Raw genomic sequence first — 15,652 nt, 5'->3', positions numbered from 1 at the left:
CGGTGGAGTGTCAGGAGCCCTCTGGGTCAGCGTCGGCCACTGGCGTTATCGGCCGCCGCCAGCGCCATCCACCGGCGTCAGCGTCATCTGCTGACCGCGCATGTTGATATCGAACTCCCCCAGGAAACTCATTCCCAGCAGCACCACCTCATCGTGCATGCCCGGCACGATGGCCCCGCGCACCTCGCGCTGGCTGAGTCCCGCCAGACTGACGGTATCCAGTGTGGTCAGGGCACCGTGACTGACGCCATTGGCGGTAGTGAAGCGCGCATCCCGCCCGCGTGGCAGCTGCAGGCGCTCGGCCAGCGCTTCGGACACCGAGACGTAGGTGGCGCCGGTATCGAGCAGGAAGGTCACCGGTTGATCATTGATCGTGCCGGGGGCCACGAAGTGCCCTGAGCGATTGCGCGACAGCGTCAGTGGCTCGCCAGATGACAGCGACTGGCCAGCCAGCGAGGCATTGGGCCGGGTACGCTCATCAAGCTGGCCCTGAAACCACCACACCAGCATGGCGAGAATCAGCGCCCAGCACAGCACCAGCATGCCGACACCATAACGGCGGGTCGCGCCGCCCCCTGAATCACTCATCCACCACCACCCCGCAACAGCAGACGCAGGCCGACGGCGCACAGTGCGAAGCCGAGAATCAACGGCACCCCGATCAGCCAGCCGCGCGTCCCCGGCAGGCTGGCCTCATGCGGGGCATCGAGGCGATAGACCAGCGCCACGCTCTCCCCCACGGCGGGTGTCGGCGAGGGCACCGCCAGTGGCGAGATGATCTCGTGCCAGCCATCACGCTGATCCTGATAGCGCACCACGGGCGCATACTGGATCGACTCGATATTGAAGCGCCCACCCGGCGGCAGACCCGCCATCGCCAGGGCCTCATCCTCGCTGAGTTTGCCACCCTTGGGCAGATGGATCGGGCTACGCCCTTCGACGTGCAGCGTGCGGTCGTGGTTGATGACCTCGCCCATCACCTGCGCGCTGTTGCGGGCGAAGGACTGCGCCTGCTGCCAGCGATAGCCGCCGAGCAGCAGCAAGGCGATACCGATGATGATCAGTCCCCAGGTCAACGCCATGCGATGCCTCCTTGTGGTCGGTGCCATCATGCACGACGCGGTGTCGAGGTACGGGCCTGGACGTCGTCGCTCACGTCATGGGCCACGCCCTGCTCATGTCCGCCGGCCGCTTCCAGCCTCTCGCTCAGCGCCTCGAACTGGCGCCAGCGCGCATGCGCCAGCGGCGTGACACCTTCGGCGTCCGCCAGATTGACGTCGGCACCGTGGGCCAGCAGCTGCTCGACGACCCGTTGATAGTCAACGCCGCCATCCCCCAGCAACACGGCCTCGATCAGTGCCGTCCAGCCGAGCGTATTCTGGTGATTGACGTCGACATCGGTCTCCTCGAGCAGCTGACGACAGATATCGGCATGACCACGCTCACTGGCCGACATCAGCGCAGTGGAAGAGAAGCGATTGAGCACCGTCGCCGAGGCGCCATGCGCCAGCAGCCGGCTCAGGCAGCGGCCATAGCCGAGTGCGGCCGCGGCCAGCAGGGGGGTGTCGTGCAGGGCATCGGTCTGCTCGCAATCGGCGCCGGCGGCCAGCAGGGCCTCCACCGCCTCCGGCTGATTGGCCTGCACCGCGACCAGCAATGGCGAGCGCCCACGATAATCCACGTCATTGACTCGCTCGTGCGCATCGGGAGCGGCCAATGCCTGTGCCAGGCCCTCCAGATCGCCATGCTGAGCACACATTGTCATGTCCTTCATCACCACCTCCTGACGCCCGGCAACGGATGCTTACTCTCTGACAGCCTATGCGATCCTGAGCGTGACCGTTAGCTCCGCCAGCGTTCAATTGGCGCCTTGAGCATCGCCGATCAGGCATGGCGCGACGAATGACAGGCCAAAAAAAAGCGCTCCCGAAGGAGCGCCAGTTCGTCATCACCGCAGGGCGCGGCAGACGAGACTCAGAAACGAAGCCCGTCCGGCTGCCAGCCGGACACCGTCAGAATACGGTGTCGTCCTAGCCGCGCCCAATCATCTCTCGGGATGGCTGTGATAGCGCTGAGCTATCAAGACAAGACCGCCGATAAACGAGGCGGCGCCCTGTCACTCCTTCGGCTGCGCCCCGACCAGCGGGGAGCTCGGCAGCCAGACGCGTGCCGCCAGGCCGCCCAGACTGGAGCGCTCCAGTGCCAGCTCGCCCCCGTAGAGCGCCATCAGATCATCGACGATCGCCAGCCCCAGACCGGAACCGGAGCGCCCTTCATCAAGACGCGCCCCACGCCCCAGCGCGGCAGCGCCCTCTTCTTCATTCATGCCGGGGCCATCGTCCTCGATGATCAACAGCACGCCGCCATCGCGGGTCTCGCTGCTGACGCGCACCTGCTGACGAGCCCACTGCAAGGCGTTCTCGAGCAGGTTGCCGACCATTTCCTGCAGATCCTGCGGGTCGACCCGCACGCTGGCGTCGTCCTCCAGCGCCAGACTGAGCGTGATGCCACGCCGGCTCGCCAAGCGCCCGAGTCCCTCGAAGACCGGCCCCGCCGCCTCACGCAGGCTGATGCGCCCGCTGAGGTGCGCGCCACCCGCGGCACTGGCACGCGCCAGGTGGTGGCGAACGGCTTCATCGATGCGCTTGAGCTCGGCGTCGATCCGCGCACGGTCCTCGCCGTCGAAGCGCTCGGACTGGGCCTTGAGCACGCTGACCGGCGTCTTGAGGGCATGCGCCAGATTGCCGGCCGCCGCACGACCGCGCTCGATCAAGCGCTGATCTCGCTCGAGCACGGCATTGATGGCGCGGGTCAGCTCGGTCAGTTCCGGCGGCAGGCGGGTCTCTTCCAGCCGTTCCGCCTCGCCGTCGGCGACCTTCTTGAGGCGAGCCCGCAGGCGCCGTAGAGGCGCCAACCCCCAGCTGATCTGCGCGGCAGAGCCGCACACCAACAGCGATGCCAGCGCGACCAGCGCGCCCGCCAGCAGCCACTCGAAGCGCGCGACCTCGGCGTCGACCTCACTACGACTGGCCGCCACCATCACGTGCAGTGGCTGGTTGCGGCCGGGCAGGCGGATATCGCGCTCGAGGGAGCGCAACACCTGATGGCGCGGGCCCTTGAGGTCACGACTGATGATGACGCCCTTGTCCATGTCTTCCAGCGGCGGCAGGCGTTGGTCCCACAGCGAGCGCGACGTCAGCACATTGCCGTTGCGATCGGAAATCTGCCAGTACCAGCCCGAATAGGCCTGATCGAAGCGCGGGTCGCCCAGCGAGCGTGTCAGGCCGGGGCGGCCCTTCTCGCGGTCGAACTGGATGGCGGCGATCAGCACCTTCGACAGCGACAGCAGGCGCTGGTCGAAGGCGGTAGTCACGGCGTCACGGAAGCTCCAGGCCAGACCGAGCCCGGTCAGCGGCATGACGATCAAGGCAATGACCAGCGAGCCGCCCAGCAAGCGGCGGCCGACGGACAGTGGCTTCATGCGTCGCTGCCATCCGCTGGCGTCTGTGTCTCGGCGTCCGGATCACGCAGACGATAGCCACGCCCGCGCAGCGTCTCGATGCGCTCGGCACCCAATTTGCGGCGCAGACGGCTGATCTGCACATCGATGACGTTGGAATCGGGTTCGTGGTCGCGGTCATAGACATGCTCGACCAGTTCAGAACGGCTGACCACGCCAGGCACGGCGTGCATCAGGTGCATCAGCAGGCGCGTCTCCTGAGCGGTCAGCGACACGGGGCGCCCCGCCAGGCTGACGGTACCGCCGTGGGTGTCGCAGGCCAGATCACCCAGCTTGAGCACGGGGTGGGCATGGCCGCGAGAGCGACGCACCAAGGCGCGCAGACGGAAGATGACCTCGGCGGTCTCGAAGGGCTTGGTGACGTAATCATCGGCGCCGGCAGAGAAGCCGGCGGCCTTGTCAGACCAGCGCTCGCGCGCGGTCAGCACCAGCACCGGCACCTCGATGCCGGCTTCCCGCCACTGGGCCAGCCAGCGCGTGCCATCACCGTCCGGCAGGCCGAGATCCAGCACTACGGCATCGTAGCTCTCGGTCTGGATCAAAAAGTCGGCGTCTCCCCCGGTGGTGGCATGCTCGACCAGTACATCGGCTTCCCCCAGGCGCGCCATCAGCGCTTCGGCCAACGGCATGTCATCTTCAACCAGCAATATCTTCATCGATTCTCGGGCTCCTGACGCAAGCGGCGTTCTACCTGTGGCGCAATGGACAATGGCACTAGCATACCGTTCCTCAGGGCCGCCAGGCACCCTCGGCGCCCTTGTCACAGCCTGCGCTGGCACTGCCTGCCTCGTCCTACTGACTCTCGGCCTCGGCATTGGCGCCGTCAGTCACGAGCGGCGCGTCGGTCGTCTCGGGCAGGGGCCTGGTCAGGGGCTCAGACAAGGAACCGCTGCCAGCGCGACGCATGGCATCCAGATTGACGCCGCGCACCTCACGCAGACTGCCATCCGAGGCACGCACGGTGAATCTGGCCATCTGGCCCTGTGGCCCGAGCATCTCGACCTCATAGATCAGCTCGCCATGCGTCTCTTCGAGTTCCACCTCAACCACCTGACCCAGCCAGTCGCGCTCGAGGCTATCGAGCAGCTCGGACAACGAAATGACACGTCCGGCGGCGACTTCGTCGTGCAGGCTGCGCCAGCGCTCGCTGTCACACAGCGCATGCGGCGGCAGTGCCAGTGCTCCGACCAGCAGGCTCCCGAGCCCGAGGCACAGCCAGACATAGCGTTGCCGCCATTGACTGCCACGCGCTGCACGGGCGTCTGGCTGAGCCTTGTGGGGAGTCTGCATGAAGAGGAACCTCGTGAATGACGGCGGGGCTGGTGTGCGCCCAAGGCGGGCGCTTGCGCGTGGCGCTCAATCTAGCAACGGAATGTGCAATCAAACCTGCGTTGGAACAACGCGGACCAACGCGAGAGCAACCACTGACCCTGTGATGCAGAGACTGACAGGAGGCAATGAACCTCAGATGAATTCACGTCTCAGCGTCGCGCAAGGTCGCCTGGCCCACAGTGAGCGCCATGCCCAGCCATCCTTGAGGAGGGTGTCATGTCCCCATCAGCCGCGTCCCGTATTGCTCCGGTTCGTGAATCAGACTCCGCATCCCGACAGCCGCCATCCTCGGCCGCAGGCGCCGCCCCGTCACGCTTCTGGCTCGCCAGCCGCGCAGTCCAGCACTGGCGACACGGCCTGGGCGTCAGCGCACTCGGCTTGATGCTGGGCTCGGCTCCCGCCTATGCCAATGGCATCGAGGACCTGCCGGTGCGCCATCAGCTGTCGGCGGCAGAACTCTCGACCGCAGGGCTCTCTGCAAAAGGGCCCTCGACCAGCGAGCACTCAGATGACGGCAAGGCGCACGCCACGCTCGGCGATGATGCCGAGGATAGCGCGCTGGACACGGCCGCCACCCGCACAGCCGGAAAGCCTGCGACAGATATCTCTGACGCCGCGTCTCCCCAGGGGCTCGCGCCAGAGCTGCTCACGCAGATGATGATCCACGCCAGTCGCAAGGGCATGATGGAATTCAGCACGATGGATATCCGCGACGATCATGTTCAGTTCACGGGCTGGGGGCATAATGGGTGGCAGATGGAACTGGCCATCAATCTCGCCGATGGAGAATTCATCAGCGAAGCGCTGCGCCAGAGTGATTCCGCGCCCGGCGACAAGGCCATCGATGGCGACAGCATGCGCCAGACCTTGAATTTTGCCGCTGTCGACGGCATCAAGAGTGTACAGAGCGTCGAAGTCGCTGCGCACGCCATCCAGATTCACGGGCGCGATGCGCAAGGCAGGCCGCAACGGATGACATTGAACATGCCGCTGCCGGGCAACGCTTTCAACCTCGCCGCCAGCGTGTCCATGAATCCGGATTACCGGCCGTGAACTGATCGACCCGCTTGTCCAGCCGCCGTGCCTTGAAGTGGTTCGAGGACTGAACCCGACATCCAGCGCTGGATCAACGCCGAAGCCGCTTGACGGCAACGATGCCAACTTCGATGCTGAACGAGTCAACCGGCCGCCCGATGCCATCAAGCGCCTCATGCAAAAGTGCGTCGCATCGAGCCCCACTTACCCATCCCCCGGCCCAGAGCACGAATACCCGTTGCGCCGGGAGGGCAATACCCCTGTTTCCTGACCCGATATCCCCGACCACCCACTTTCACCTATCGGGTCATCCTCGCCCGGCCTGACGGCCCGGCTCTATCGTGGAGAAGACACATGCAAGGCCAACAGCACAACACTCTGTGGAACCAGGCTCGCCAATGGCAGGCCAATGCAGGCAACCAACGCCCCTCCAATGGCCTGTCCGGCCTCAAGCTGGTCGCCGCCTGGCTGATCGGTGGCGTGGTCATGATCTTCAGCCTGTTCGCGGCGCTGGTGATGATGGTACTCGGCATCATCATGCTGCCCTTCATCCGCCGTCGCATGAAAAAGCGCATGAGCGAGATGCAGCAGCGCATGCAGGAGGCCCAGGACAAGGCCAGTGGCCGCCAGAACTACTCGCGTGATGCCACGCGTGAAGACGGCAGCAGCACCGAGACGCTGGACGGTGAGTATCAGGTCAAGGAATAAGCCCTGACGCCAGAGACCGCTGAGCGTCTCACACTGACCGACTCGCAATGATCGTCTCGTATTGATCATCACGACGTTCGCCCAAAACACAAAGGCCGCCCCATGGGGCGGCCTTTGTGCGTTGCAGCGTCCTGAAGCTGCCAAGGCAAGCTCCGGCGTCTGACCATCACACCCGATAGACGCTGGCCGTCATCACCTTGGACATCAGGCGCATCGCGCTCTTCAGCGGCCCAGGGAAGCGATGACCACCGGCTTCCAGCGCCCACTGCTCATGATGGGCTTCGTCGATTTCCATCTGGCGCAACACGGCACGTGAGCGCTGATCACCCTCGGGCAGCGTCTGCTGGTGCTTCGACAGGTGCTCGCCGACCAGCTCTTCGGTCGCAGCCACGAACCCGAGGCTGACCTTGTCGTTGATGGCACCCGCTGCTGCCCCGAGCGCGAAGCTCGTCATGTAGAACAGCGGATTGAGCAGGCTGGTATTGGCATCCAGCTCGACGAGTCGTGCATCGCACCAGGCCAGGTGGTCGATCTCTTCCTGAGCGGCCAGCTCCATCTGCGTGCGCGTTTCGGGCAGACGCGCCGTGAAACCCTGGCCCTGATAGAGCGCCTGGGCACACACCTCGCCAGTGTGATTGATGCGCATCAGGCCAGCGGCGTGCTGACGCTCTTCGTCGCTGATCGCTTCGTCATGGATGTCGCCCGCCGGAGAGGGACGCGACGGCTGGGCGGCATGTGGCACCAGGGTACGCAGTACGGTGTCGAACTGATGGATCAACTGATCGGCGCGGCTATGATGACGTTGCGCCGAAATGGCATCGGAATGCGGCATGGGAAGACTCCTGCACGGCGTGAGCAATGAGGCCATCTTACGCAAGCCAGCCCGCGACGGTAAGGGGCAGAGTGTCGCCGGGCGAGGCCTGACCGGCTCCCTTGCGCCGTGGCTTCCCCAATGAAAAACCGGCAATGCCGTTTTCACGACATTGCCGGTATGCGCCTGTGTGCCGCGCGCTTGTTATCGCTAGCCGCTACCTGCCCGCGAACCGCCGGTACAGGCGCCTGCTCTATGCCGGCTCAGCCAGCCGGCCATGTGAAGCGGCGACCACCCATCAGGTGCATATGAATATGATAGACCGTCTGGCCGCCATCTTCATTGCAGTTCATCACCACGCGATAACCGCCCTCGGCAAAACCGTAGTCCTTCGCCAGTCTGGCGGCGGTGTACTGCAGGCGCCCTACCGTGGCCAGCTGATGCTCCTCGATATCGTTGAGCGTGGCGATGTGCTGCTTGGGGATGATCAACACATGGGTCGGCGCCTGCGGATTGATGTCATTGAAGGCCAGCACCTCATCATCCTCATAGACGATATCGGCGGGAATCTCGCGATTGATGATCTTGCAGAACAGACAGTCCATGACACCTTCTCCCTTGAAGTGAGGCTACCCACGGCAGCGTGGCCTGCCAGCGTAGCGCCAGCCGGGCAACAGGCCAAGGGCAGACGCAGGAAAACGCGGGCCAGCTTGTGAACAGAGCAATGTCGCCTTTAGGGAAACAGACTGATTCACCGCTGCCAGTGGGCGAATGAGGAAAGCAGTAGGATAATCATTGTTATCCCGCTAACGAGAAGCCGACCGTCATGCTCGTGTTCACTCGCCAAGATTCCTCCCTGCGCAAGGCCAACCACGAACTGGAGGCCGGCCTTGGTGCTCACGGCGAGACACGACCGGCCACTGTCGGCGCCCCCGCCGTCGATCGCGCTGAGCCCACGCGCGCCGAGAAGGCGCGGGCGGCACTGCGTGCCGCGCCCAGGATCACGCGTGTTGACGGCGAGCAGGTCCCGGGCGAGTTCCTGCAGCGTGCCAAGGGCTTTCTCAAGGCCGAGGTCTATATCACGCACCTCAATGGCCAGCCGGTGGTCTGCAAGGATTATCGCCGCTATGCCGGCACGCCGGCGGCATTGGTGGCACGCTGGCTGGTACGCCACGAGCTGAAGATGCTCGAGCGTCTGGGCGACTGGACACACGCCCCCCGCGCCGTGGCGCGCCTGTCACCGCTGTCGCTGGCGATGGAGTACATCCCAGGACCGTTGCTGAGTGACGCCGCCCTGGATGACGTGACGGATGCCCGCCTCAGTCAGCAGCTGATTCTCGTCGTGCAGCAACTCCATCAGCGCCAGATGGCCCACAACGACATCCGTGGCTCCAACATCGTGCTGCGCGATGGCGTGCCGGTCCTGATCGACTTCACCTCTGCCATTCGCCTGCCGCGCCTGCCGGGCACGGCCACCCTCGCGCGCATGATGCGCCGCTTCGACCTGCGTCACTCGCTGAAGCTCAAGCAACGAACCCTCGGCCTGCCGTTGAGCACCCGCGAGGCGCACCTGCTGATCCGCAGTAGCCGCCTGAATCGCACCCTGCATATCTGGAAGAAAGGCATCCTGCCACGCCTCAAGGGCCGCAAGCACTGAGCCAGCCCGAGCCCAGAGCCCTTCATGTCTCCCGCTAGCGAAACCGCCGCTGTGCCAGCAGGCTCTTGACCAGCGGCGTGATGATCAGCTCGATGGCCAGTGCCATCAGCGCGCCGGGCACCACCAGCGTATGCGGGCGCGACATGAACGAGCCCTGGATCATCGCGAGCAGGAACGGGAAGTCGACACTGCCGGGATCGCGGAAATGGATGACGACCATCGACTCGGCATCCGTCGGGATATCCTGCGGCTCGAAGGGGTTGGAGGTATCCACCGTCGGCACGCGCTGGAAGTTGATGTGCGTGCGTGAGAATTGCGGCTGGATATAGCGCACGTAGTCATCCATGCGGCTCAGGATGGTGTCCACCACCGCTTCCTGGGAGTGCCCGCGCAGCTTGGTGTCGCGATCGATCTTCTGGATCCACTCCAGATTCATGGTCGGTGCCACCCCGATCAGCAGATCGACATGACGCGCGATGTCATGCTCCGGCGTCACCAGCCCGCCATGCAGCCCCTCGTAGAACAGCAGGTCCGTACAGTCCGGCAGCGACTGCCATTCGGTGAAGGTGCCGACCTTGTAGCCGGCCTCGATCATGCGCTTGTCTTCGGCATGGATGTAGTGGCGATGCGTGCCGGAGCCCTGCTCGCCATATTCGACGAACAGCGCTTCCAGACGATCCAGCTGGTTGGCCTCGACGGCGAAGTGAGACAGCTCGCGCTTGCGCTCCGGCGCCTCCTGAAACATGCGCACCAGCTCGTCACGGGTGTAACGGTGAAAGGCATCCCCATCCACGTAGGCGGCATGAATCGCCTCACGTGAGAACATGCGCTCGAAGGTGCGCATGACGGTGGTGGTGCCCGCGCCGGAAGACCCCGTCACGGCGATGATCGGATATTCCCGCGACATCAGTTGGCTACCCGGGACGACATGGCAGAGACAGCCTGCTCGATGGCGGCACTGGCGCGCGCACTCGGTTCCGCCAGCCCCTGCTCGCCAGCGAACACCAGCCCGACGCGCAGCGTCGCCAGTACCGCGTCATCGCTGACACGCAGCAGGCGGTGATGGACACCAAGCCCCTTGCCGGACACGCTGTCGATGGCCGTTTCCACCATGAGGGCGTCGCCCAGCCTGCCCTCGCCCTGATACTGCACGGCGAGATCCGCGACGATGCTCATCAGCCCATCGATGTTCCATTCGGGGAAGCCCAGCGCCTGCCAGGCCTGGCCCCGCGCCTCGTGCGCCAGACTGACCACGCTGTCGTGACCCAGGTGCTGGCCATAGTTGATGTCGCTGACCCGAATCGTCATCGGGTGGCGATGTACCAGGCGGGAAACCGGAAATTCAAGCCGGATACGGTCCATGCAGACTCCTTGTCGGCGAGACAGGAAAAGGGTTCAGGGCGGACGGCGACGCCATCTTTCGACGCCGGCCAGCCTCAAGAAGGAATATAGGATGACTAGGGTTATCGCATGCCCGACACCGACATGACCAGACCCCGACACGATGGTCGTAGGCGCTCAGGGCGTCGAGAGAGACCCCAACGACAAGACCCGGCCTGAGGCCGGGTCTTGTCGTGAAGCAGGCATGTCGCGGGGCGATGGCCCGTGCGACTCAGCGCTTTCAGCTATCGCCGCGCTCGCGAGCGATGGCACGCCAGGCGATGTCGCGACGCACCAGCATGTCCTGCCAGCTGATGGCATCGACGCCTTCATAGGCACGCTCGGTGGCCGCCGCGACGCTGTCGCCCAGTGCGGTGACGCACAGCACGCGACCCCCGCTGGTGACGACCTGGCCGTCCTGCTCGGCGGTGCCGGCATGGAAGACCTTGCAGCCGGTCGCTTCGGCAGCGTCGAAGCCGCTGATGACATCGCCCTTGCGGTAGCTGGCCGGGTAGCCGCCAGCTGCCAGCACCACGCCGACCGCCGCGCGGGAATCCCACTCGCAGGCCTGGGTGTCGAGACGCCCGTCTTCGGCGGCCAGACACAGCGCGACCAGATCGGACTTCAGACGCACCATGATCGGCTGGGTTTCCGGGTCACCGAAGCGGCAGTTGTATTCGATGATCTTCGGCGCGCCCTGGGCATCGATCATCAGGCCGGCATACAGGAAGCCGGTATAGGGATGGCCTTCAGCCGCCATGCCACGCACGGTGGGCAGGATGATCTCGTCCATCACGCGCTGGTGAACGTCAGCCGTCACCACCGGCGCCGGAGAGTAGGCCCCCATGCCGCCGGTGTTGGGGCCGGTATCGCCTTCGCCGACGCGCTTGTGATCCTGACTGGTGGCCATCGGCAGTACGTTCTCGCCGTCGACCATCACGATGAAGCTGGCTTCCTCGCCGTCGAGGAATTCCTCGATCACCACACGTGCGCCGGCATCGCCGAAGGCGTTGTCCTCGAGCATGTCACGCACCGCGGCGCGGGCTTCCTCGTCGCTCATCGCGACCACGACACCCTTGCCCGCCGCCAGGCCATCGGCCTTGATGACGATGGGCGCCGGATGGGCCGCCAGATACTCAAGCGCCGCATCGACCTCCGCGAAGGTCGCGTAGTCGCCGGTCGGGATGGCGTGACGCGCCAAGAAGTCCTTGGTGAAGGCCTTGGAGCCTTCCAGCTGGGCGGCACCGGCCGTCGGGCCGAAGCACTTGAGCCCCGCCTCGCGGAAGCGATCGACCACGCCGATCACCAGCGGCGCTTCCGGGCCGACGATGGTCAGCTCGATGGCGTTGTCACGCGCGAAGGCGACCAGCGCATCGAGATCGTCAGCGGCAATCGCCAGATTGGTCAGCTTGGACTCGCGCGCCGTACCCGCATTGCCGGGCGCCACGAAGACCTCCTCGACACGGGATGACTGGGCGGCCTTCCAGGCCAGCGCATGTTCGCGGCCACCGCCGCCGATGATCAGGACCTTCATCTTTTCAACCTTCATGAGCCAGTGAGGATCAGGGCTACCCGCATGGCGCGAGCTACCGAGGAAATATCAGGCTGCGCATTATGGCAGAAAGGCGCCCTGCTCGGGGCGCCCCTTTTCACATCACGATTAATTTATGTGAAAGCTGGATCTGACACGGCGTCACACTCAGCGTCGCTCATCGTCCGGCGGCGTGTCCGACTCATCAGGCGCCGCATCCGCATCACTCGGCTGTGAGCGTGAGGCATTCTTGCCAGCGCCCATGCCAGCGCCCATGGCCTGCTGCCAGAAGCGCAGGTTCTCTTCGGCGACCTCGCGCATCATCTCCATCGGCGAGTGACGCATGGCCTGGGACCACTGCTCCTGCATGCGCTGCTGCTGTTCCATCATCAGGCGCGTGCCCTGCTCCAGATAACCGGCCAGCGGCAATGGCTTGGCCATCGCGTAGATGCGGATGAACTGCTCCAGCAGCTCGTTGGAGAAGACCTCGGCCTCGCCCTCGCCCTGCTCCTGCTCGATGATGATGGTCAGCAGGATGGTGCGCGTGAGGTCCTCACCGCTCTTGGCGTCCTCGACCTTGAAGACCTCTTCCGCCAGCACCAGGCTGCGCAGGTCTTCCAGGGTCACGTAGCGGCTCTGCTCGGTGTCGTATAGGCGCCGATTGGCATATTTGCGGATCACTCGCACGTGTCAGGCTCCTGTCGATTTTTCTTCATTGTGCACTCAAGGGGGGGGACTGCAAGAAAAGGCGTCTCCACGCGTCAGCCATTGACGCCATGCCAACGCTGTCCCCGTCGGGTCAGCATGCACGACATGCTAGAATAACGCCCGCTTGCCGCTGTCTGTAAGCGATGCATCCTGCCCTCCACTGCCCCGGTATTGCCATGAATCTGATTTTGCTCGGCGCTGACGACCTGACCGCTCAGGACCATGCACGTGTCACGGACCCGCGCCGCCTGCGCCATCTGCGTGAGGTGCATCGTGCCAGCGTCGGCGACGAGATGACGCTGGGAGTGGAGGGCGGCCTGATCGGCCGTGGCCGTCTGGAGCGACTGGACGCGGACAGCGCCGAATTCAGCCTGACGCTGGACCGTCAGCCGCCGGCGCCACTCGACGTGCATCTGCTGCTGGCGCTGCCGCGCCCGCGCATGCTGGCACGCTCGCTGGAACACGTCACGGCATTGGGCGTGAAGCACATCACCCTGCTGCATACGCGACGGGTCGAGAAGAGCTATTGGCAATCGCCAGAGCTCAAGGAAGACAAGATTCGCCAGCATCTGGTGCTGGGACTGGAGCAGGCGCGTGACACCATCATGCCGACAGTGACCCACGAGAAACTGTTCAAACCCTTCGTGGAAGACCGCCTGCCGGCACTGATGATGCCAGCATCAGGCACGCCTCCGCGTGGCATCATCGCCCATCCGGGCATGCCGGATGAATGCCCACGCGCCGTCCGCGAGCCGGTGATGCTGGCCATCGGCCCGGAAGGCGGCTTCGTGGACTATGAGGTCGAGAAATTCATGGCGGCAGGCTTTGAAGGGGTACATCTGGGTGAGCGCATCCTGCGCGTCGAGACGGCCGTCACGGCGCTATTGGCACGTCTGGGCTGAAGAGCGCCAGTTCATAAAAGCAGGTCATAGATGAGGTGCCACCAGGGCCTGGATCTTCCTAGACGACTCGCGTGATATCGACACCGTCCGATCACACATCGAAGCCCGCCAGATGCCGCCATTCGCCCCAGTGGATGGCGGCGTCGTAATCAAGCAGGCAACGCTCGAACCAGCGCGCGCCCAACCGCCAGTCGCCGCCGCCCTCCAGCCAGGCACCGGCCAGATACTTGCGCTCGGACCACGGCAACCAGCCTTCACGTACCAGCACCTGCATGGCCTTGTCGGCCCGGGCATCGCCGGTTCGCCCTTCGCTCCAGCGCGCAAAGGCGGCGTCATTTGCGGCGTCTTCCCGCAACGCGGCGCCATACCAGGCCGCGCGAGCCTCCTCATCCTTGTCACGCAGCATGCGCTGCCAGCACTCACGCTGCAGCACGATGGCCAGCAGCTGCTGATTGATCGCCTCATCACCCGCCTCGCGGCGGCGCGCATCCAGCACCTGCAGGATGCGGCGCGGACTGATGCAACCCAGCGCCAGCCATGCTGCCAGTGGCCATGCATCCGCCGGGCGCGCCATCGATTGCATATCGTCCAGCGTCTTCCCCGCCTCCCGCTGAGGTGCCAGCCCCGTCGGCACACCAGCGCCTTCGCCATCGACAGAGTGCGATCGCTGATAGGACGCTCCTTCGATCGAGTCGTCATCGCCCTTGCCGCCATCTCCCTTCGCCCAGGCCTTGCCCCACAGCAAGGTCGACAGGTATGCGCGGGCGGGTTCCTCGCCACCCAGCAGCTCCGCAAGCCTGGCAGTCGCCGGCTGCCAGGCTTGCGCCGAGCCACAGATGGCATCCAGCGGCGGAAAGCCACGCGAGGCAGAGTCGGGCCACGGCGGCAGGGAATAGGGCAGTCCCTGCAAGGGCGACTGCGCCTCGCACAGCGCGCGCCACTGCTCATCGTTCAGCCCTGTCGGCAAAGCCTCGCGCTGAGGGCGTGCCTGCAAGGTGCCGGGCGTTGGCGTCAGCACAGCGGAAGGCGGCAGCATCAGGTCGGCCATTCCAGAATCATCGCCACCACTGGCCCGCAGCACCTGCGAGGCAAGCTCGGCGCAGGTCGCCAGGGCGTCATGATCGCCTGATGCGCCTGTGTCAGCAGAGGCTGTGTCACGCAGAGTGAGATCACTGGAGGGAGTCGCACGCTCATCTACAACGCGGGACGCTTCATGCGCCACACGCAGGCGAGCCGTCTCTTCGCGGGGGAGTCTGCCCGGCAGCGGGCCATCCAGCAGCTGGCTGTCGAAGGCAATCTGGTCAGCGGGATGACAGTGGAGCCGGGTCGAGGCCGGCAGGCGCCGTGAGAGCTGCCGCAAGGCGCGGCTGTCTTCCGGCGCGGCGGCGAGACTGACCTCCAGACACTGGACATCATGCTGGGCGACCTGCGTCAGCACTTCCTCGACGGGGTCCCCGACGCGCACCAGCAGGTCACTGCCACGGCGCAACAGCATGCCACGCAGATTCATCAGGCTCTGCCACAGCAGGCGCAGACGCGCTGGCCCCAAGCGTGGCAAGCCGTCGCTCGGCGTCAGCCAGCGACGGTCGAAGACATACATCACCAGCATCTGATGCGGGCGACGTGACAGGGGCAGCGCGAACAGCGGGTTGTCTTCCAGCCGCAGGTCGTGACGCAACCACACCAGAGAGGTTTCCGGTGCGTTGCCCGAATTCATGCTGGCGACCTCGTGCATGATGACTCCGTGGAACGTATGGCGTGCAATATTTGTACAAGAAAATTGACATCTTGTACAACACTTCACACGGTACATGTCGCGTTCCGGCGGGTCGGGCATGCGCTGGCGAGGGGTGCAAGTGCGTGATACATTCGAGAGGTTAGGTCACGTTCCATCAATGTTTTCAACAAGATCGCGCAAGTGTCTCCACTCGAACACACACTTGTCATCCAGGGGCTTCAGGAGGAATACGGCCATGCTCGCAAGACATGACATGACCGCACCAACCCGGCATATTCGCCGTCTGCCCGTTGCGGGCAGCCGGGGACGCGCTGCGGACCTCATCCCATC

The 15,652-nt window shown here is 64.8% G+C and carries 17 protein-coding genes; 4 read left to right on the top strand and 13 right to left on the bottom strand.

Annotated elements, in window-relative coordinates:
- Positions 1–45: 45 nt before the first annotated feature.
- The 6 genes from IZU87_RS03815 to IZU87_RS03790 all read right to left on the bottom strand — a co-directional run bounded on the left by IZU87_RS03815 (position 46) and on the right by IZU87_RS03790 (position 4,810).
- Positions 46–588 carry a retropepsin-like aspartic protease family protein gene (locus IZU87_RS03815; protein ID WP_213113718.1) on the bottom strand — a complete coding sequence of 181 codons (543 nt, stop codon included), beginning with the start codon at positions 586–588 and terminating at the stop codon, positions 46–48.
- The gene (locus IZU87_RS03810) at positions 585–1,082 is read right to left on the bottom strand and encodes a hypothetical protein (protein ID WP_213113717.1); all 498 of its coding nucleotides are present in this window, start codon (positions 1,080–1,082) and stop codon (positions 585–587) included. Before IZU87_RS03810 ends, IZU87_RS03815 begins: the two co-directional genes overlap by 4 nt.
- A 26-nt stretch (positions 1,083–1,108) precedes the next feature.
- Positions 1,109–1,774: an ankyrin repeat domain-containing protein gene (locus IZU87_RS03805; protein ID WP_052384714.1), complete on the bottom strand. Its 666-nt coding sequence runs from the start codon at positions 1,772–1,774 to the stop codon at positions 1,109–1,111.
- A 342-nt stretch (positions 1,775–2,116) separates the two neighbouring features.
- A complete protein-coding gene (locus IZU87_RS03800) occupies positions 2,117–3,481 on the bottom strand; it encodes a sensor histidine kinase (RefSeq protein WP_043334721.1) in 1,365 nt (454 codons plus the stop codon).
- Entirely contained in the window at positions 3,478–4,176 is a 699-nt protein-coding gene (locus IZU87_RS03795; RefSeq protein WP_043334723.1) for a response regulator transcription factor, read from the bottom strand. The genes IZU87_RS03800 and IZU87_RS03795 overlap by 4 nt, the downstream gene beginning before the upstream one ends.
- Positions 4,177–4,312: 136 nt before the next feature.
- On the bottom strand, positions 4,313–4,810 hold the full coding sequence (locus tag IZU87_RS03790) for a PepSY domain-containing protein (RefSeq protein ID WP_213113716.1): 498 nt from the start codon (positions 4,808–4,810) through the stop codon (positions 4,313–4,315).
- A 471-nt stretch (positions 4,811–5,281) separates the two neighbouring features.
- Here IZU87_RS03790 and IZU87_RS03785 point away from each other — a divergent pair, with 471 nt between their 5' ends.
- The gene (locus IZU87_RS03785; RefSeq protein ID WP_213113715.1) at positions 5,282–5,905 is read left to right on the top strand and encodes a hypothetical protein; all 624 of its coding nucleotides are present in this window, start codon (positions 5,282–5,284) and stop codon (positions 5,903–5,905) included.
- Positions 5,906–6,241: 336 nt separating this feature from the next.
- Positions 6,242–6,595 carry a hypothetical protein gene (locus tag IZU87_RS03780; protein ID WP_052384715.1) on the top strand — a complete coding sequence of 118 codons (354 nt, stop codon included), beginning with the start codon at positions 6,242–6,244 and terminating at the stop codon, positions 6,593–6,595.
- A 166-nt stretch (positions 6,596–6,761) separates the two neighbouring features.
- Here the strand turns inward: IZU87_RS03780 and coq7 are convergent, their stop codons facing one another.
- Entirely contained in the window at positions 6,762–7,427 is a 666-nt protein-coding gene (gene coq7, locus IZU87_RS03775; RefSeq protein ID WP_205700843.1) for a 2-polyprenyl-3-methyl-6-methoxy-1,4-benzoquinone monooxygenase, read from the bottom strand.
- A 242-nt stretch (positions 7,428–7,669) separates the two neighbouring features.
- Entirely contained in the window at positions 7,670–8,011 is a 342-nt protein-coding gene (locus IZU87_RS03770; RefSeq protein ID WP_043334727.1) for a histidine triad nucleotide-binding protein, read from the bottom strand.
- A 221-nt stretch (positions 8,012–8,232) separates the two neighbouring features.
- Between IZU87_RS03770 and IZU87_RS03765 the strand changes: the two genes are divergently transcribed.
- On the top strand, positions 8,233–9,063 hold the full coding sequence (locus IZU87_RS03765) for an RIO1 family regulatory kinase/ATPase domain-containing protein (RefSeq protein ID WP_213113714.1): 831 nt from the start codon (positions 8,233–8,235) through the stop codon (positions 9,061–9,063).
- Positions 9,064–9,097: 34 nt separating this feature from the next.
- On the opposite strand, the gene IZU87_RS03760 is transcribed toward IZU87_RS03765, so the two are convergent.
- The 4 genes from IZU87_RS03760 to phaR form a co-directional block, all read right to left on the bottom strand.
- A complete protein-coding gene (locus IZU87_RS03760) occupies positions 9,098–9,970 on the bottom strand; it encodes a phosphoribulokinase (RefSeq protein WP_043334728.1) in 873 nt (290 codons plus the stop codon).
- Positions 9,970–10,425: an acyl-CoA thioesterase gene (locus IZU87_RS03755; RefSeq protein WP_192838638.1), complete on the bottom strand. Its 456-nt coding sequence runs from the start codon at positions 10,423–10,425 to the stop codon at positions 9,970–9,972. Before IZU87_RS03755 ends, IZU87_RS03760 begins: the two co-directional genes overlap by 1 nt.
- A gap of 259 nt (positions 10,426–10,684) precedes the next feature.
- Positions 10,685–11,977 carry a phosphoribosylamine--glycine ligase gene (gene purD, locus IZU87_RS03750; RefSeq protein WP_213113713.1) on the bottom strand — a complete coding sequence of 431 codons (1,293 nt, stop codon included), beginning with the start codon at positions 11,975–11,977 and terminating at the stop codon, positions 10,685–10,687.
- 165 nt (positions 11,978–12,142) lie between these two features.
- Positions 12,143–12,661, bottom strand: coding sequence for a polyhydroxyalkanoate synthesis repressor PhaR (phaR, locus tag IZU87_RS03745; protein WP_043334733.1), 519 nt, complete (start codon positions 12,659–12,661; stop codon positions 12,143–12,145).
- Positions 12,662–12,858: 197 nt separating this feature from the next.
- Between phaR and IZU87_RS03740 the strand changes: the two genes are divergently transcribed.
- On the top strand, positions 12,859–13,584 hold the full coding sequence (locus tag IZU87_RS03740) for a 16S rRNA (uracil(1498)-N(3))-methyltransferase (protein ID WP_213113712.1): 726 nt from the start codon (positions 12,859–12,861) through the stop codon (positions 13,582–13,584).
- A 91-nt stretch (positions 13,585–13,675) separates the two neighbouring features.
- Here the strand turns inward: IZU87_RS03740 and IZU87_RS03735 are convergent, their stop codons facing one another.
- Complete coding sequence (locus IZU87_RS03735) at positions 13,676–15,319, bottom strand: deoxyribodipyrimidine photo-lyase (protein ID WP_213113711.1); 1,644 nt, start codon at positions 15,317–15,319, stop codon at positions 13,676–13,678.
- Positions 15,320–15,652: the final 333 nt, after the last annotated feature.

Source organism: Cobetia sp. MC34, from assembly GCF_018340035.1.
Lineage (GTDB): Bacteria > Pseudomonadota > Gammaproteobacteria > Pseudomonadales > Halomonadaceae > Cobetia > Cobetia amphilecti.
This window is presented reverse-complemented; position numbering and strand designations above follow the sequence as displayed.